This is a genomic window from Marinobacter sp. NP-4(2019) (genome assembly GCF_003994855.1).
Taxonomy (GTDB): domain Bacteria; phylum Pseudomonadota; class Gammaproteobacteria; order Pseudomonadales; family Oleiphilaceae; genus Marinobacter.
In genome coordinates this window covers 3,067,838-3,085,295 of the sequence record NZ_CP034142.1, presented here as the reverse complement: position 1 = coordinate 3,085,295, position 17,458 = coordinate 3,067,838, and the positions used below count along the sequence as shown (strand labels likewise).

General features: G+C 57.9%; 14 protein-coding genes and 1 pseudogene. 3 read left to right on the top strand and 12 right to left on the bottom strand.

Features of this window, described 5'->3' with window-relative positions; translation table 11 throughout:
• Positions 1–163 precede the first annotated feature (163 nt).
• Positions 164–2,176, top strand: a pseudogene (locus tag EHN06_RS14005) (helix-turn-helix transcriptional regulator); the annotation flags it as partial.
• 57 nt (positions 2,177–2,233) lie between these two features.
• The gene (locus EHN06_RS21785) at positions 2,234–2,539 is read left to right on the top strand and encodes a response regulator transcription factor (protein WP_416332560.1); all 306 of its coding nucleotides are present in this window, start codon (positions 2,234–2,236) and stop codon (positions 2,537–2,539) included.
• A gap of 14 nt (positions 2,540–2,553) precedes the next feature.
• Here EHN06_RS21785 and EHN06_RS14000 read toward each other — a convergent pair whose 3' ends face one another.
• The 12 genes from EHN06_RS14000 to pilB all read right to left on the bottom strand — a co-directional run bounded on the left by EHN06_RS14000 (position 2,554) and on the right by pilB (position 16,571).
• Positions 2,554–3,489 carry an acyltransferase gene (locus tag EHN06_RS14000; RefSeq protein WP_127333158.1) on the bottom strand — a complete coding sequence of 312 codons (936 nt, stop codon included), beginning with the start codon at positions 3,487–3,489 and terminating at the stop codon, positions 2,554–2,556.
• Entirely contained in the window at positions 3,489–4,406 is a 918-nt protein-coding gene (locus EHN06_RS13995) for a glucosaminidase domain-containing protein (RefSeq protein WP_127333157.1), read from the bottom strand. Before EHN06_RS13995 ends, EHN06_RS14000 begins: the two co-directional genes overlap by 1 nt.
• Before the next feature lie 104 nt (positions 4,407–4,510).
• Positions 4,511–6,754, bottom strand: coding sequence for a hypothetical protein (locus tag EHN06_RS13990; RefSeq protein WP_228257313.1), 2,244 nt, complete (start codon positions 6,752–6,754; stop codon positions 4,511–4,513).
• A 136-nt stretch (positions 6,755–6,890) separates the two neighbouring features.
• Positions 6,891–7,451, bottom strand: a complete 561-nt coding sequence (locus EHN06_RS13985; RefSeq protein WP_127333156.1) for a YfaZ family outer membrane protein — start codon at positions 7,449–7,451, stop codon at positions 6,891–6,893.
• 141 nt (positions 7,452–7,592) lie between these two features.
• Entirely contained in the window at positions 7,593–7,781 is a 189-nt protein-coding gene (gene yacG / locus EHN06_RS13980; protein WP_127333155.1) for a DNA gyrase inhibitor YacG, read from the bottom strand.
• Between the two features lie 39 nt (positions 7,782–7,820).
• On the bottom strand, positions 7,821–10,145 hold the full coding sequence (locus tag EHN06_RS13975; protein WP_228257312.1) for a response regulator: 2,325 nt from the start codon (positions 10,143–10,145) through the stop codon (positions 7,821–7,823).
• Between the two features lie 85 nt (positions 10,146–10,230).
• Positions 10,231–10,962, bottom strand: a complete 732-nt coding sequence (tsaA, locus tag EHN06_RS13970; RefSeq protein WP_127333153.1) for a tRNA (N6-threonylcarbamoyladenosine(37)-N6)-methyltransferase TrmO — start codon at positions 10,960–10,962, stop codon at positions 10,231–10,233.
• Positions 10,959–12,038, bottom strand: a complete 1,080-nt coding sequence (locus tag EHN06_RS13965; RefSeq protein WP_228257310.1) for a hypothetical protein — start codon at positions 12,036–12,038, stop codon at positions 10,959–10,961. Before EHN06_RS13965 ends, tsaA begins: the two co-directional genes overlap by 4 nt.
• Entirely contained in the window at positions 12,031–12,630 is a 600-nt protein-coding gene (coaE, locus tag EHN06_RS13960) for a dephospho-CoA kinase (protein ID WP_127333152.1), read from the bottom strand. The genes EHN06_RS13965 and coaE overlap by 8 nt, the downstream gene beginning before the upstream one ends.
• Positions 12,630–13,505 carry a prepilin peptidase gene (locus EHN06_RS13955; protein WP_127333151.1) on the bottom strand — a complete coding sequence of 292 codons (876 nt, stop codon included), beginning with the start codon at positions 13,503–13,505 and terminating at the stop codon, positions 12,630–12,632. The genes coaE and EHN06_RS13955 overlap by 1 nt, the downstream gene beginning before the upstream one ends.
• Positions 13,506–13,635: 130 nt before the next feature.
• Positions 13,636–14,853 carry a type II secretion system F family protein gene (locus EHN06_RS13950; protein ID WP_127333150.1) on the bottom strand — a complete coding sequence of 406 codons (1,218 nt, stop codon included), beginning with the start codon at positions 14,851–14,853 and terminating at the stop codon, positions 13,636–13,638.
• A 2-nt stretch (positions 14,854–14,855) separates the two neighbouring features.
• Entirely contained in the window at positions 14,856–16,571 is a 1,716-nt protein-coding gene (gene pilB, locus EHN06_RS13945; RefSeq protein WP_127333149.1) for a type IV-A pilus assembly ATPase PilB, read from the bottom strand.
• A gap of 393 nt (positions 16,572–16,964) precedes the next feature.
• On the opposite strand from pilB, the gene EHN06_RS13940 reads away from it, so the two are divergent.
• Positions 16,965–17,423: a pilin gene (locus EHN06_RS13940; RefSeq protein ID WP_206075664.1), complete on the top strand. Its 459-nt coding sequence runs from the start codon at positions 16,965–16,967 to the stop codon at positions 17,421–17,423.
• Positions 17,424–17,458 lie beyond the last annotated feature (35 nt).

The following is a 17,458-nucleotide window of genomic DNA, read 5'->3' as shown; positions in this document are numbered from 1 at the left end:
AATCCGGGAGGCATTGGGTCCTGGAAGTATTCTCTATCTGGAGGCGCCGTGTGGCTACGGCAAGTCCCATGCTTTATTGTCTGCGCTCCATGAATCCGAGCGTCCTCTGGAAACCATTAAATGGATCTCCTTCTCCGCGCAGGATAATGAACCCGCACGACTGATGACGTTGCTGGGTATCGCCCTCAATCCCCAGCCTTCCCGCGACGCGACCCTTGCACATGCCACCGCAAGTCACAGTGAAGCCCTGTCATTGCTGTTGGCCCAGGATTATTGGCAAACACCAGAGCGTAAGGCCGTGCTGGTGCTGGATAACCTGACATCGGTCAGTCATCCGGTGGTGATCGAGCTGCTGGGGCAGTTGATTGCCGAATTACCAAAAGGTTTGTCGCTGGCGCTGGTTTCCCGCAAACCGTTGCCGTTCGAGACCCACAAATCAGAGCTGGAAGGGCGGTTCACCCGGTTAGGTCCGGAAGCGTTGGAGCTGAGCCGGCAGGAGACGTTCGAGTTCTATTCCGAAGCATTGAAAAACAGCCAGCTGACCATGGTGGCTGTTGATCACCTGTATTCCCTGACCGAGGGCTGGATTACCCCACTGGCGCTATACCAGCGAGAGCTGTCCGCCCTGGCGGAGTCGCGGTTGCCCATCCAGGAGACCGTCAGTGTGGAGCGTTTTCTGCGGGACTCCGTGCTGTCCCGATTGACGCCTTCCCAGCAACGGGCCCTGCGGATCATGGCCGAGATGGACGTCGTTTCTGACGATCTGTTTGCTTGCCTGGTGGATCCGTCTTGCGATACCGGCTTTCGGCCTTCCGTAGCGGCGGAAACCGGAATACCGCTGCGACCACTTCCAGGCCGGGGGCGCTGGTTCCGCCTCAACCCGCTGTTTCATGAGTGGCTGCGAAGTTCGGCCCTGGATGGTGCCATTGATCGCGCACTGGCTGCCAGCCGCTGGTTTCGCCAGCATCACCAGCTACCCGAAGCGTTGCGTTACGCCTTGCTGTCGGAAAACGCCGAAGAAGCTGTAAAAATCGCCTCCGAAGGCTCCGAGGCCCTGCTGATAGGCCAGGATACCGCTTCGCTTCTACGCCTGCGTCGATCCCTGCCGCCCGGCTTGTTGGAGGACAGTGCGCGGCTGCGGTTGGTTTACAGCTGGGTCCATGCCATTGGTGGTCAGTTCGCCCAGGCCAGGGCGCTTCTGGATGGTCTGGGCGATGATGATCGCGAGGTCCTGTCCGGTCGTATCAACGCGCTGAAAGCGTTTATCCTGCGGGGAGAAGGGTTCGTCGAAGAGGCCCTTGAAGTGGCTGATCGGGCGCTGGCCGCCGAAGAGCTGTCTACGCAGGGGCAGTTGGTCACCCAGATGGTACGTTCCAGTGCGTTTTGCGCCGCCGGCCGATTCGCGGACGCCCGGGATGCCAACCGCGCAGCTGCCCGGCTGGCCCGGGAAGCCGGTGATTCCGGGTCGGAGCTGCTGGCTGTCTATACCCACGCACGGATTGAACTCGGAAAAGGGGCACTGAAACACGCGGAACAGCTGCTGCGGACCGGGCTCGATACCGCCATGAATGAAACATCCCGGTCGACACGAGTCGGCGAGTCCCGCTTGCAGCTCAACCTGGTTCTGGTTTTATGGCATCAGGGCCGGGAGGCTGAGGCGGATCGGCTTCTGGTGACCTGTGGTCGCCATGCCGAGCAGACCCGGGATCTGGGATTGTTGCTTGCCATGGCCCTGCGAGTACTGATCTGTCGCACCCAGGGGCGCCTGGAGGATGCGTTTGTCTGGATTGGCCGTGCCGAACGCACCATGCACGCCTGGCAGGTGGATGAATCCGTTTTTATGCCGGTGCTGGAAGCGCTGAAGGCCAGTTGTTGGCTGGCGTCAGGGAATATCGATAGCGCTGAGCATGCCCTGGAGCGCCTGCGGCCATACCGGGAGACCGGTTGTGTACCCGAGTTGATCCCAATGATGCCCGGCCTGCTGGACCTGCTTCAGGTCAGGATTGAGCTGGCGCGAGGGGATGACATTAAAGCAGCGGATACCCTTCGGCGTATTCGCCTGAATAACGGTGACGTGATCCCATTTGCGGTTGACCTGCACCTGCGGCTGCTGGAAAGCTTGCTGGCATTCCGGGAGCGGGGCGTGGCGGCAGCGCTGAAACCGTTGACACAGGCCGTCAATATTGCTGGACAAGAGCATTTCATCAGCCCGTTTGCTGAGCTACGCATCGAAATGAGCGAGCTGATGGAAAAGGCATACCCGCATTTGCCGGAAGGAGATTTCACCCGGTCCGTCGGTCAATTGTTTGGGCTTTCGGTGGCCAAAGTGAATGCCGCGCCGTTGGCGGAACCTATCAGTGAGCGGGAGCAGGGGGTTCTGGAGTTGATCGCCAAAGGGCTATCCAACCAGGAAATTGCCGACCAGTTGCATATTTCCCTGCATACCGTGAAAACCCACGCCCGACGCATAAACGCCAAGCTGGAGGTCAAGTCCCGCACCCAGGCCATCGTCCGCGCGCGGGAACTGGGTTTACTGTAACCCGGGTTGTCGGGTTACGCTTCGCTAACCCGACCTACCTCTTCATCGGGTTCTGGGACAGGGGCCTTCAGGGCCTCTATTCGGGCGTCCTTCTCGGCCCAGACTTCGCTGATCCAACTCTGAAAATCCACACGGGTTTCCCGGCTGCCCTCGTAGTCCATGCTCAGGAAACGCTCTGGAATTTCGCGAACCCGGATATCAATGATGATCCGGCGGGTACGACCGCAGAGGAAGTCCCAGAACCCGGAGCGACCATTGGGGTAGACAATACTGACATCGAGCATGGTGTGGAGCATTTCCCCCATGGCACCGAGTACAAAGGCCGTGCCGCCGGCGCGGGGTTTCAGCAGGTGCTTGTAGGGAGACTTCTGTGACCTGTGCTTGGCCGGGGTCAGGCGGGTGCCTTCCATGAAATTGAAGATGGTCACCGGGGTGTAGCGGAATTTCTCGCAGGCAGCCTGGGTGGCAGCTATATCCTTGCCTTTCAACTCCGGGCGCCTGGCAATCTGTTCCTTGGTGTGACGATGCATGAACGGAAAGTCCAGAGCCCACCAGGCGACGCCCAGCAGGGGCACCCAGATCAATTCTTTCTTGAGGAAAAACTTCAGTAGCGGAATGCGGCTGTTCAGCACGTATTGAATGGCCGGGATATCTGCCCAGCTCTGGTGGTTACAGGTTACGAAATACCAGTGTTCGCGGCTCAGGTTCTCTGCCCCCCTCACGTCCCACTCAATGTGGTGGAGCAGGTCCAGGAAACGGTTATTGAAGCCGATCCAGATGTACGCAATGTTGTTCAGTGCGATGGTGCACAGCTTTCGGACCGTCGTCACCGGAAGGATGAGCTTGATCAACGCAACCAGCATCAATACCGGAAACAGAATCAGGGTATTGATCAAGATCAGCAGGGCCGCCAGGGTTCCCTTGAGCGGCGCAGGCAAAAAATCGAGCATTAGCGGATGTCCCCGGAATGTTCTTCGTCTCCGGCATTGGGCAGGAGCGCATGTTCTTTGCTGGCGGAGGCCAGGTGTTGCAGTGATCCGGTCTCGGCGCCGTAGAACGTGGCCCGGAAATCGGTATCGAAATAAGCCAGGTTGTTGTACCGGATCATGCTGCGGATCTCTTGTACATAATCCTCACCCCGTTCTGAATAGCTAATCAGGCCTGCCGCCAGTGCGCTTCCGGACGCCAGCTTGTCATTGTTGCGCGCAGCCAGCCGCACATCACGCAACCCCTGATAAGCCGGGTGGCTGTTCAGGTTCTGAACGTATGCCCGGATGGAGCGGTAGGGGGAAGAGAACCTGGCCACTTCGTGAGAGGCGCCTTCTACCCGTGCCTTCGGCACCAGGCCACAGCCTTTGGAAAAACACCACTGACCGAACAGGTTATTGCCCTTGGTGGCAAAACGTGAAGTGCCCCATGCTGACTCATTGGCCGCCTGGGCCAGCACGAGGGACGGGGCTATCACGTCCAGGCGTTTGTGCAACTGTTTGAACATGGCCGGGCTGGCAGGCTTCTCATCGACGCGGAGTCTTTCTGCCTGCCTGATCAGCCAGGTGCGCTCGGGTTTGCTCAGCTCTTCCTTCCGTGACAGGGCTTCCAGGTAGTCCCGTTCGATCAGGATGCGGGAATTGGCCAGCGCGATCCGCGGGTAAAGAAAGGAAAAGAACGCGGCTTTGCGTTCCGTGGTATCGCGATAGCGGCTGAAGTCCGGCAGGGGTTTGTTGGCCCAGGCCGGGAGAGGCGGCAGGGATGACAGCACCAGATCGTCATCGAAGGCGCTGTCCGGATCCGGTGTATGAAGACTGCCCCAGAATGCAAAAACCACCAATGGGAAAACCAGCAAAAAAGCCCGGATACCTGCAGACATAAAACCTCTCGTTACAGTCGATATGACCGAAATTATAACAGGTTATACGTGACTGTATCCCGGCTGGGTTACCTCTGTCGGGTTAGCGTAGCGTAATCCGACAATCAGTCCGGCAACCGTGTGGCGATCAACAATCCCAGCTGCTGCTCCCCGCCATCGGCATCCTGCAGTCGCAGAAACAACTGATCCTGCCCCGGCGCCACAAATCCCGTCAGCGTCAGGCCTCCGGCCTCAAACGCAACCTCACCGTTGCCACCCTGGGTATAGGTCAGCGCCACCTCTCCCTCATCGACGGCCACCGGTCCCGACACGGTTTCATTGGCGACCGAATGCACCACCTTCAGGGTTTGTCCGGTCAGCGTCGCAGTGGTGCCCGAATCAATCGTGAGCACGGCATTGTCGAAATGTCGCAGGCGGTTTTCGCCATCGGCCAGCCCCATGGCCAGCCCCTGCAGCCGAAAGCGCCCACTCTGGGGAAAATCACCGGTTTGTGCCGCCGCAATCAACAGGCCATCCCCGGTGTCAGCATTGTCCAGATTGAAGGCCAGCAGTGAGCCGTCGGGGGTGCTGGCACCGATGCCCAGATCCGGAGTGACGAACTGTCCTGAAGGGTTGCTGATATCCAGATTGAGACGCCCGATGTTGCGATCTCCCACGCTAAGCCGTGACGGCCGGGTGCTGATGGTCCAGTCGGCGTTGCGGTCTCCCGCCATCGGCCCGGTCACGGCCCCTGAGCCGCCGTCCCGGGCGATGGCCGTGGTTGTCATCACCTGGTGGACATCGTTGCCGCTGATTTCCCAGCTGCCCACGCCGGATTCAATCACCAGTGGCTCCGCGCCGTCAGCAAAGCGGCTGGCGAGGAACGCCACGTTGTATTGACGTCCATTCAGTTGATCAAGGCTGAAGCCTGCTTGCCGCAGCAGGTTCAATTCCAGCACGGACAGGTAGTGATCTTCCAACACCGCTTTGCGTTGCAGGGCATCCTCGGTGGCTTCCAGCTCGATGGCCTTGCCGGCACTGAAATAGCCGCCCAGTACGCGATCCGGCGCCTCGCCGGCCTCGTCCGTAGTGCTGACAAACGCGTCCAGATAGTAGGGGTTGCGGGTCCAGCCGATGGTCAGGGAACTGCCACGACCGGTGACGCTCTGGTACAGCGCCCGCCCGGCCAGCAGGCGGGTATTGTCCTGCAGGGTGGCGGCCCCCGGCGAGGAGGCGTGGGTGTTCAGGTCCCAGTGGTCGGTCCCTCTTGGGTAAAACTCATTACCTGCCTGGTGAATCAACGCCTCGCGGTTATAGGGCACATCCGAAGCCAGGGACGTCACCCGGATATTGAACGCGTCGAAGCTGGTCAGGGTCAGCGCGGGGTAGACATAGCCGGTGCCGTTGCTGTCCGTCACACTCTCTTCCTGCGCCGTCCGCACGCCCCATTGGCCGGAACCGGCAAGACTCGATTCGCGGAAAGTCTGCCCCAGTTCAACGCCGAGGAACACTGAATTGTAGTCCGCCGAACTGGCGCTGATTTTGCCGGAGGATTGTTCATCCAGCACCGCATATGCGGCCATGCTGTCCACATAACGGGCGAAATCGCCACGACTGTCCAGATGGTCCAGGGCCGCGCCCAGGTCCACATCGCCGGGAATATCAATCTCAAAATCGTGGACCTGGTCGGCCAGGGTCGACCAGACATATTTGTTCAGGCACAACTCGCCCGAGGCATCGTCAACGCAGTCCATGATCTGACTGAACTGGTCGGGGGAGTAGCCGCTGATGGAATGGCTCACCAGGTATTCGGAGAAAGGGTTTACCTTGACGTCGCGGTCCGAGTCCGCGGCCAGCGCCCGCATCCGGGTGTTGCCGTAGACCGCTTCAATCACCACGTCCGGCCCCAGCGGCAGCCCATTACTGAAGGTAATGACTTCCGCGCCGCTGCCTTCGGTGCGGTGGGTGACGTCAACGGACCCAAGATTTCGCAGGCTTTGGTCTGTCCGGTACACCTCGATCCGGTCCGGCGTCACGATTCGCAGGTTGCGACGGGTCAGCTCGCCGTTTGGCGCCAGCGCAGAGGGCACCTCCACGGTGACGCGGACTTCATTGGCCGCCAGGCCGTTGGTGTTGTTGGAATCACCGGTACTGCCGGAACTGAAGTCGTCCCGGGCGTTCTTGGTTGGGGGAAAGCTGTTGTCCCGGGAACCCGCTTCATCAACCGCACTGTCACCGCCGCCACAGCCAGATAACGCAACAACCGACGTCAGTACCAGCGAGGGGAGCCAGACCCGGGAACCGGAAAGCACGTTGGACAAAAGGGGGGAAAGTGAAAAGCCATAAGGAGAGCGTATGTTGAGAGCCATGCCAGGGACAATCCATTATCGGAACATGAGCCGGCAGTCTAGCAAGAGAGATGATGGCAAAGAGTGAGGCAGGCCACGAAACAAAAACGGGCGCCTCGCAAGGCGCCCGTCCTGTACTTCCCGAAAGAGGGCAGGGTCAGAAGAAGATCTTCATGCCCGCCATAACGCCCTCGTCCAGATCCACATTGCCACGCAGGGGCGAGTCGAGGTCGGTGTTCAGGTAACGGTAACCCGCGAACACCTCAGCGTTGCGGATCACCCGGTAGCTGCCGCGTAGCTCAACACTGGTCATGTCCTCGGAGTCACCGAACGACAGGATGCTCGGCGCGTAGTGAAGACCGCCGGTAACGGACAGGCCCGGCACATCGGGAATGTTCACAGTCGCAAAGCCACCCAGGCCAACGGCGCCGCCGTCCAGGTCATCGTCTTCCCAACCGATGGCGCGCAGACCAATACCGGCGGTGGTTGGCAGGTTACCAAGCGCGGTGCGGCCCTGGGCGTGGAAATCCACGTTACCAATGTGACGACTGCCTTCGTGGTAGGTGTAACCGGTGCCCAGTTGCAGTTCGGAGTTGGTGCCAAAGAAGTTCACCTGGCCCTTGACCGAATCGTTGGTCAGACTCAGGTCCAGATCGGATGCCAGTGCAGGAGCAGCGGCCAGTGACAGAGCAAGAACGGAAATACGGGTTGCTTTCATTCTTTTACTACCTTTATGGATCAATGAACGGAATCCGGCACCGGGCCTGGCCGGTGGCGGCGATTGTTCAGATGAGCGCATGGTAACGGGCCGCTGCGGGTGGCTCAACTTAAAACGGGGTAAGGGCCTGTTAATAGGGCATTAGTGCCGGGTGATCTCGTCCAGTTGGTCGAGGTCGTCCGGTGAGACATTCTGTGCCGGTACCCGGTATTCTTCGTTGGCCCAGGCGCCAAGGTCTATCAGCTTGCAACGTTCGCAGCAGAAGGGGCGGAACGGATTGTCCTCACTCCATTCGACGGATTTTTTGCAGTTGGGGCATTCTACTTTCATAATTTTCCAGAGACACCTTCGGTGTCTTCAGCCAGTGGATCAGGAGGGCGCGGATGCCTGACAGTATTGTTCCAGTACTGCCCGCAACATTTCAATATTGACAGGCTTGGCAACAAACGAATCCATTCCTGCCCGACGGCACCGTTCCTCATCTTTCTCCATGGCACTGGCGGTCAGCGCGACCACCGGTACCCGTTCCCGGCCATGGTCAATTTCCCACTGGCGCAGGCGTCGGGTGGCTTCAAACCCGTCTACCCGGGGCATAACACAGTCCATGAACACCAGGTCAAAGGGATGCAGCTGCCAGAGACTGGCCGCAATTTCACCGTCGTTGGCGGTCATCACATCGCAGCCCAGCTTTTCCAGCAGGCGCCGGGTCAGTGTTCGGTTCACCGGGTTATCCTCCACCAGCAGCACTTTCATGCGGCTACAGGGCAGTTCCCGGCGCCGCGATGGTTCGCTGATGGACTGGAGTGAGAAACGGGTCAGGAACCGGCGCTCACCGGAAGCCCGGTCTGCGAACAGTTGATGGAGAATCGGAATCAGGCAGGACTCCCGCAGGGACTTGCTCAGGAAGGCGTCTGCTCCAGCCTGGCGGAAATGCTCGGCGTCACCCCGCTGGGGGTTGGATGACAGCAACAGCAGACGGGTTTCCGTCCACTGGGGGTTACTGTGGATCTGCCGGCACAGCAGGTCACTGTCCATATCCGGCACGAAGCCGTCCAGTACAATGGCGTCGAAGTCATGCTGGTTATCCGAGGCCAGACGGACAGAGGTCAGGGCCTCACCCGCTGACTTGACCGCTTCAATGTGGAGATCGTGGCGTGACAGCATCTCCAGGGTGATCTTGCGGGACAGTTCATAGGAATCCACCACCAGAATTCGCCGGCCCTGCACCATGCGGGTATCCGGCCGGATACGCGTTGCGCTTTCCGGCGCCACCGGCAGCGACAGCTCGGCCCAGAATGTGGTGCCTTCGCCGGGACGGCTCTCGACGTCCAGGGTGCCGTCCATCAGCCTGACCAGTTGACGACAGATGGTCAGGCCCAGCCCGGCACCAGGCAGTTGCCGCTGGAAGTTCTGGCCAAGCTGAACGTAGGGCTCGTACACCAGCGGGAGATCCTCCGGGCTGATGCCGATCCCGGTATCCTCGACCGCCAGGCGCAGGCGGACCAGATTATCCCTGCGGCCAAGCACCTCCACGCTGATCAGAACATGGCCGGAATCGGTAAACTTGATGGCATTGGAGGTCAGGTTCAGCAGAATCTGCCGCACCCGAACCGGGTCGCCGCGAAGCGCCCACGGGAGGTTTTCGTCCACCCGTAATTCCAGCGCCAGGCCCTTTTCGCGGGCGCGGGTACCGAGCATGTGCACCAGGTCGTTCAGGGTCTCCCTGAGATCGAATGGCAGATCCTCCAGCACCAGTTTGCCGGCTTCCATGCTGGAGATGTCGAGCAGATCGTTAATAATCGCCGACAGACTCTCGGAGGCGCTCAACAGGGTCTGGACAAACTCCCGTTGCTCCTGGTCCAGCGGCGTATCCGTCAGCAGGTTGGCATAGCCCAGTACCGACTGCAGCGGTATGCGAAGTTCGTGGCTGACATTGGCCAGGAACTGGTTCTTGGCATGATTGGCCCGGACCGCCTCATCGCGCTCGCCCTGGGACTGGATGGTAGTCTGGCGCAGCGAGCGGGTGTCTTCCAGCAGTTGCAGGCGCATCTTGTTCAACGCCTGTTCAAGCTCACTGAGCTCATCACCGTGTTTCGGTGGCTTGCGTCGAAGGTGCAGCGGCTCGATCAGGGCATCCAGGTTCAGGCGCGCGGCATAGTCCGCCATGGTTTCCAGATGCCGTGAGATGGTCATCCTGACAATCAACAGCAGCCCCAGGGAACCCAGTATCAGGATCAGGGACTGGAACCCCAGGGTCATCAGGGTACGGTCCATCAGTTCCTTGTGCACCTGTTCCACCGAGGAGGTGATGGTGAGCGTGCCCAGATTCTGGGGGGCGTTCACCGAAGCGCGATTGAATACCAGGGGAAAAGACTGGGAAATCACACGACCCTCAGGGTAGGTGCCGGTGCTGAACTCCTCGCCGCCGGTGATGGTCACCTTGGCGTGCTGGATCACCGGCATGGCCCGCATATCATCCAGGCTGTTGGCCACCTCGCTGAAATTCATCAGCCAGATGTTGTTGCTCATGCTGCCGGAAATCAGCTCGGCCGCCTTGGTCTGGGTACTGCGAAGTTCTTCGGTACGGCGCTCATACTCACCGATCATCTGCAGGCCGGTGGCTGCCAGTGACAGCACAATAGCGAACAGCAGTACGTACACCAGCAGCCTTGCAGCCAGTGGCCGTACACCCATTCGTTTGAATAACCGGATCAAAGGCAAGGCACGTATTCCCTGTGACTAGTGAACTGGCGACTAACCGCCTCAAACTTTGTCGAGTTTAACAGACCGTTAGCACTTCGACACGTTCCCCGCCGGGATCATGAATAAAACGGAAACGCACGTTCAGATCATACAGATGCGCACCATAAATCCGTGCCTCTTCCCGCCCCCTGCGGAACGAGGGTCGCGGATCATAGCTCACCACATCCTCAATCAGACGGCGCAGATCGCGATAGGGTTCCCTGGGCAAGGCAGCCAGTTGTGCCTCGGCCTCATCAAGGAAAACCACCGGCAGTCGTTCGGTTGGTGGCGAGTCCGCCCACCCCAGGCTGGCCTCGGGCACCGAGTCGGCAAACGGCAGGTAGGGTTTGATATCGAGGATGGGCGTGCCCTCGATCAGGTCGTGATCGCTGATCTGCAGGATCAGCCGACCGTTTTCCCGTCGCAATCCTTCGTTGCGCACCACCGATAACCCCAGGCTGTTGGGGCGGAAGGGCGATCGGCTGGCAAACACCCCCATCTTACGATTGCCCCCGAGACGGGGAGGGCGCACCACCGGCCGCCACTCTTCCCGGACGGCTTCATGGAACTGGAAAGTCAGCCACAGGTGACTGGCGGTTTCCAGCCCCCGGAAGGCATCCTCCCGGTCAAACGGCGATGCAATCACCAGATCGGCATGGGCATGGCGGGTCAGCCCTGGCTGGCGGGGAACCCCGAACTTGTCCCTGAAGCAGGAGCGGGCATAGGCAATGGGCGTTAACGTCAATGCGTCTTGAGGTGTGTAGGTCATGATCGGTCAATGGTACCCGAGAAATACAACTCGATCCTCAAAATCAGGGATCCGTGGTCCTTGAAACTTTCTTCCCGGGGAAACTCCAGTGCCGGAATGATCTCGCCAAACAGCCAGTCGCTGTGCAACCGATAGCGATAGGTCAGGTCCGCGAAAACTGAGGTATGCCGCCAGTTGGGCTGGCTTTCACCCAGCACACCCAGGCGCGGGCTCAGGGTGGCCCGGTTGTTCAGGCGTTTGTGAAAATTGAAGGTCTGTGCCATCTCGAACTTGCGGTCATCGTGCACCCACTCCATTTCACTGGCGGACAGGAACGTCCAGCCACTCCCTATGTCCCGGCTGCCCCCGATCCAGGTTCGCGTGCCCCAGCCGTCCTGGTGGAAATAGTACAACCGCTGTTCTGCGGTCAGTATCCAGTTCTTGTCCAGTTGCCAGCGCTTGTCTGCTTTTATTCGCCAGAAAGCGTCGGTAGGGAAACGCAGCCGGACACCCACATCGGCACTGAAGTTGATTGCATCCCCAACCTCCGACAGATACCGCAACGCACCGGTCGCCTCGGTATCCGAGCGTTCCTCTTCGGTTAACTGGCGGTCCCGGCGCCGTTCGGACAGCGGAATCAGCTCATCACTTTCACTTTCGATCACCAGCCGCAGTTTTTCTTTAACCGTGGGAATATCAAGACGAAACTTTGCTTCCGGTTCCAGTTGCGCCGGATCGCCATATTCGGACTCTGTGGCAAAACCCAGCCGCAGGTAGCTCTGGTTGTTGGGCAGGCCATTATCGGCACCGGAGAAGGTGCGGTCCGCCCATTCGCCCAGCGCCTGTACACGTGAGCCCTGGGTGCGTTCCTGGCGCAGTACCCAATTGCTGAAAATAATCCAGTAGGTGTCTCGCGGTTCCAGCCAGTAGTCCTCGGGAGAGAAATCGTAGAAGTCAGCTGGCAGCGATTCGGGGGAGAGCGCATCGCCCACGGACGGGTCTTTCATGATAAAAACGGGGTCAGCGGCGTGTGCCGGAGTAATCGTTCCTGACGCTATGGACAGCAACCCCAGGACTGCCAGAATGTTCTTACCCAAAGGCCACCATAAACTTCTTGTGCAACTCACCAACCTGCCGTTCCACGTCGCTTAACTCCTTGTTATTGTCCACCACCTCATCGGCTTTTTGCAGACGTTTTTCGCGGGGCATCTGGGCGGCGATGATACGCTCCACCTGCGCCCGATCATTATCATCGCGGGCCATGGTACGTGACAGCTGAACCTCCACCGGTACATCCACCACCACCACCTTTTCCACCAGTTGGTGCTGGTCGGTTTCCAGCAACAGCGGAGACACCAGCAGGACATAGGGCAGTGAATAGTCGGCTGGATGAAGCTGTCGAATCAGGTCCTCCCGGATCACCGGATGCAGCAACCCCTCCAGCCAGGCCCGTTCCTCCGGTTGCTCAAACACAATCGTCCGCAACCGGGCACGATCCAGGGAACCGTCCGCCTGCAGGATATCCGCCCCGAAATGCTCCGCAATCCGCGCCAGCGCCGGAGTGCCAGGTTCCACCACCTGCCGGGCAACATCATCCGCATCCACCCAATGCACCCCCAGCGCCCCAAACATCCGCGCCACGGTGGATTTGCCGGAGCCAATGCCGCCAGTCAGCCCAATAACCGCCATCAGACCCCCATAAACCCAAACCACCAACTCTGAATTTCCGCACCAAACCACAAACAAAGCAACCCGGCGGCCGCCAGATAAGGCCCAAACGGAATCGGCACCTCACGCCCATGCTTACGGAACACCATCAAAGATATCCCCACAACCGCCCCGACCACGGACGATAACAAAATCACCGCCGGCAGCAACTGCCAACCCAGCCAGGCCCCCAAAGCGGCCAACAACTTGAAATCCCCATGCCCCATGCCTTCCTTGCCAGTAACCAGCTTGAACAGCCAGTACACCGACCACAGCGACAGATAGCCCGCCACCGCACCCCAGAAGGCACTGTGAAAATCCGTCAGCACACCAAAATAATTCAGCACGAGCCCCAGCCACATCAGCGGCAGGGTCATGCTATCCGGCAGCAGCTGGGTATCAAAATCGATCATCGTCATCGCTACCAGCGACCACACCAGCAGCAGTGCCCAAAGCGACGACACGGACGGCCCCAGAATCGCAATGGTCACCACCGAGAAAATCGCCGTCAGTGCCTCGATCATCGGGTAGCGGGGAGAAATCCGCGTCTTGCAGGAAGAGCACTTGCCCCCCAGCACCAGGTAACTGATTACGGGAATATTCTCCCAGGCGCGGATCCTGTGGTTACAGGAAGGGCAGGTAGAGGCGGGAGATGACAGGGTAATGGGCGTTTCCGGCTTACGCTGCCCCTCCGGCAGCGCCAGAAACTCCTCGCACTGGCAGCGCCAATCCTGGTGCATCATCTTTGGCAGGCGAAGAATCACCACATTCAGGAAACTGCCAATACACAGCGAAAAAAGCACCACCGACAAATACAACAGCCACGGCGTGGCCAGCAGAGAATCAAGAATAAGCATGAACTATCCGAAAACCAGGAGCGGAAAGAAACGTAGGTCGGATTAGGCAAAGCCGTAATCCGACACAAACCAGTAAGCGTAGGTCGGGTTAGCAAAGCGTAACCCGACACAACAGCTGACTCTGGAGTACCTACACCACCTGACCCATCTGGAAGATCGGCAGGTACATACCAATAATCAGACCACCAACCAGAACACCCAGAACTGCCATAATCATCGGCTCCATCAGTGCCGTCAGGTTATCCACCATGTCATCAACCACGCTTTCATAGTGGTCTGCGACTTTCTCCAACATCTCATCCAGGTTGCCGGATTCCTCGCCGATGGCAGTCAGTTGTACGGCCATAACAGGGAAAACACCGGTCGCCCTCATCGCTGCTTGCAGCTGGGTGCCGCTGGAAACCTCATCTTTGATCTTGGTCACCGCGTCCCGATAAACGGCATTGCCTGTAGCACCGGAAACCGATTCAAGCGCATCAACTAGGGGAACGCCCGCAGCGAAGGTAGTCGAGAGTACCCGGCCAAACTTTGCCACCGCGGACTTATCCAGAATTTCGCCAACTATAGGTAGTTTGAGTAGATATTTATCAACCAGATCTGAGAACCTCTGAGATCGCCTTATAGCCTCCTTGAACAGGAAGATAAAACCAACAATCCCCAGAAGTACAATAAACCACCATTGCTGCATCCACTCCGAGATGTTGATGATGAATTGTGTAAAGACCGGAAGGTCCGCGCCGAAGCCTTCGAAGAGACTTTCGAACTGAGGTACCACTTTGACAAGAAGAATGGCGGTCACAACGATTGCAACGACAATTACCGCAATCGGGTAGGTCATCGCTTTTTTGACTTTCTTCTTCAATATTTCAGTTTTCTCAAGATACGTTGCGATGCGATCAAGCATCTGCTCAAGCGCACCGGCTTTCTCACCCGAGTCCACCAGGTTGCAGTAAAGGTCATCAAAATGCTTGGGATGCCTGCGCAGGGCACCGGCAAAGCTGGTACCCGAGGCAACGTCATTCCGGATGGCTCCAACCAGTTCCTTCAACCCCTGGTTTTCCAGCCCGTCCGTCACAATATCGAAACTCTGAACCAGCGGCACACCGGCCTTCATCATGGTCGCCATCTGGCGGGTGAACATGGCGATATCAAAGGGCGTAATTTTCTTGCTGCCGCCGAACAGGGGCTTGGGCTTCTTCTTGACCTTGTCCGGGATGATGCCCTGCTTGCGCAACTGGGCTTTCACCAGTGCCAGATTCGAACCGGAGACTTCCCCCTTGGTTTTATTGCCTTTACGGTCTTTGCCTTCCCAGACAAATGCCTGAAGCTTTTGTGCTTTTTCTGCCATGGTTAATCCTTCGTCACGCGGTTGGCTTCCTCAAGGCTGGTCACCCCCTCAATCACTTTCTTGAGGGCGGACTGGCGAAGATTCGGGAAGCCTTCGGCCTGAGCCTGCTTTGCAATTTTAATGGAGCTGGCTTCTTCCATAATCATGTTTGCCAGTTCGTCGGTAATCTTGACCACTTCGTAAATACCGACGCGTCCTTTGTATCCTCCATTGCATTTATCACAGCCCTTGGGGCGGTACAACGTGAAGCCTGTATCAATTTGTTCCTGTGTGAACCCTTCGGCGATAAGGACATCGTGCGGGACCTCCGCAGGCTTCTTACAGCTGTTGCAAAGCCTTCGGCCCAGTCGCTGGGCGATAATCAGACTGACTGAAGTAGCAATGTTGAACGCGGGTACCCCCATGTTCATCATCCGCGTCAGCGTTTCCGCTGCGCTGTTGGTGTGCAGGGTTGAAAGTACCAGGTGGCCGGTCTGCGCCGCCTTGATGGCAATGTTGGCGGTTTCCAGATCCCGGATCTCGCCCACCATGATTACGTCGGGGTCCTGCCGCAGGAAGGCCCTCAAGGCTTCTGCAAACCCAAGGCCCACCTTGGTATTTACGTTCACCTGGTTAATACCTTCGAGGTTAATCTCGGCTGGGTCTTCGGCGGTAGAGATATTCAGCTCTGGCGTGTTCAGAATGTTCAGGCCAGTGTACAAGGAAACAGTTTTACCGGAACCCGTGGGGCCGGTCACCAGAATCATACCCTGAGGTTGCTGCAGAGCATCCATATACAGCTTCTTCTGGTCTTCTTCATAGCCCAGAACATCGATACCCAGTTTGGCCTGGCTGGGGTCAAGGATCCGCAGAACGATCTTCTCGCCCCACAGGGTCGGCAACGTATTCACCCGGAAGTCGATGGCTTTGGTCTTGGACAGCTTCATCTTGATCCGGCCATCCTGGGGAACCCGGCGCTCCGAGATATCCAATTGCGCCATGATCTTCACCCGCGCCGAGATCTTGGGAGCCAGTTTGATGGAGGGGCGGGACATCTCTTTCAGAATGCCGTCTGTTCGGTAGCGTACCCGGTACACTTTTTCGTAAGGCTCAAAGTGAATGTCCGACGCGCCTCCCCGAATGGCGTCCAGAAGCATTTTATTCACATATTTTACGATCGGCGCATCATCAACTTCGCTGGGACTAACCGCGCCCTCGTCTTCGTGCTCGCCACCTTCGGTCTCCACGCCTTCCAAGTCGGCATCTTCAAGGTCTCCCATCGTAGAGTCATGGGATTCCAGGTACTTGTCGATGGCCTCATGCAGTTTAGCGTCATCAACCAGTATGGCGTCCGTACTGAGGCCGGTGTTGAACTTGATCTCATCCAGAGCCTGGATATTGGTGGGGTCAGAGACAGCAATGAACAGACGATTGCCACGTTTGTACAGAGGCAGTGCGTTGTGTTTCCGGATCAGCTTCTCATCAACCACTTTCTCCGGCAGCATCTCCGGAAGGAAAGCGCTGAGATCCAGAACGGATATACCAAACTCCATGGCGGCGGAGAAAGCCAGCCCGCTGCTGTCCGCCAGTTTGTTCTGAACGAGATAAGTGATCAGCGGAATGCGATTTTGAGACGCCTGAATAAAGGCATCCTTCGCGGTAGCCTCATCAAGCAGTCCGTCCTCCACAAAGCGACGTGCAAGGCCGGTAAGCGTTACGTTGGATTTATTGGTAGCCATAAAGGGTATAAAGAGTGCTGCCTAAGTTGCTGAAACTCTGCCAAGAGCGAATGTACAAGAGTTTAGATGGCTGGGCATGCTTTGGAAAGTCACGAACTGTAAAGCATGATCCAGCTCAAGTATGGATAGAGTGTATGAATGGGTGACGTCGAGTGGGTGACCAAAATTGTCACACACTGACGTGGGTTGACATCATTTTACATTTTGGTTGTGTGTGACCTGGTTCACACAAGGTCTGCATTGCGCTGATATCAAGGCATTTATTAACTTAATCAGGATCTTGGCATGCGCCCTGCTTAAGAACCTGTCAGGCTCAAACCGGTTGCGGGGCACAGCTCCACCGGCCCCGGAGCCATCTCGAGATCAAAAACCGACTAACACAGAGGTTTAATAATGAAAAACATTCAGATGAACCAAGCGCAAAAGGGTTTCACGCTGATCGAACTGATGATCGTTGTGGCGATCATTGGTATTCTTGCAGCCGTTGCTATTCCGGCGTATCAGGATTACACCATTCGCGCCAAAGTGACAGAGGCAATGTCCATTGCGTCCCAGGCGAAAACTGCAGTTTCTGAGTACTATGTGTCTCAGGGTTCCATGCCGGCCGACGCCGCCGCAGCTGGTCTCTCGGCCACAGGTACTGATTATGAGACTGCAGTCGTAGACGCGATGACATACGGTCGTACTAGCGCGGATGTAGGCGTTGTGACCGTTGCAGTAGAAGACCTGGGCGGCGACACAGCTGCAGGTCAAAACTTTACTTTGACTGGCACAGGTGACTCAACAGGTGTTGAGTGGGTTTGTGCGGCCGGCACTCTTGCTTCCAAGTACCTTCCGTCCAATTGTCGCTAAGATAATCTGGCGGCTCAGTTAAAGCGCCTTCGGGC

What these genes read in the sequence shown, in the direction of transcription:
- EHN06_RS21785 (WP_416332560.1), top strand. Translation starts at nt 2,234, where the DNA reads ATGAGCGAGCTGATGGAAAAGGCATACCCGCATTTGCCGGAAGGAGAT.
- EHN06_RS14000 (WP_127333158.1), bottom strand. Translation starts at nt 3,489, where the DNA reads ATGCTCGATTTTTTGCCTGCGCCGCTCAAGGGAACCCTGGCGGCCCTG.
- EHN06_RS13995 (WP_127333157.1), bottom strand. Translation starts at nt 4,406, where the DNA reads ATGTCTGCAGGTATCCGGGCTTTTTTGCTGGTTTTCCCATTGGTGGTT.
- EHN06_RS13990 (WP_228257313.1), bottom strand. Translation starts at nt 6,754, where the DNA reads ATGGCTCTCAACATACGCTCTCCTTATGGCTTTTCACTTTCCCCCCTT.
- EHN06_RS13985 (WP_127333156.1), bottom strand. Translation starts at nt 7,451, where the DNA reads ATGAAAGCAACCCGTATTTCCGTTCTTGCTCTGTCACTGGCCGCTGCT.
- yacG (WP_127333155.1), bottom strand. Translation starts at nt 7,781, where the DNA reads ATGAAAGTAGAATGCCCCAACTGCAAAAAATCCGTCGAATGGAGTGAG.
- EHN06_RS13975 (WP_228257312.1), bottom strand. Translation starts at nt 10,145, where the DNA reads ATGGGTGTACGGCCACTGGCTGCAAGGCTGCTGGTGTACGTACTGCTG.
- tsaA (WP_127333153.1), bottom strand. Translation starts at nt 10,962, where the DNA reads ATGACCTACACACCTCAAGACGCATTGACGTTAACGCCCATTGCCTAT.
- coaE (WP_127333152.1), bottom strand. Translation starts at nt 12,630, where the DNA reads ATGGCGGTTATTGGGCTGACTGGCGGCATTGGCTCCGGCAAATCCACC.
- EHN06_RS13955 (WP_127333151.1), bottom strand. Translation starts at nt 13,505, where the DNA reads ATGCTTATTCTTGATTCTCTGCTGGCCACGCCGTGGCTGTTGTATTTG.
- EHN06_RS13950 (WP_127333150.1), bottom strand. Translation starts at nt 14,853, where the DNA reads ATGGCAGAAAAAGCACAAAAGCTTCAGGCATTTGTCTGGGAAGGCAAA.
- pilB (WP_127333149.1), bottom strand. Translation starts at nt 16,571, where the DNA reads ATGGCTACCAATAAATCCAACGTAACGCTTACCGGCCTTGCACGTCGC.
- EHN06_RS13940 (WP_206075664.1), top strand. Translation starts at nt 16,965, where the DNA reads ATGAAAAACATTCAGATGAACCAAGCGCAAAAGGGTTTCACGCTGATC.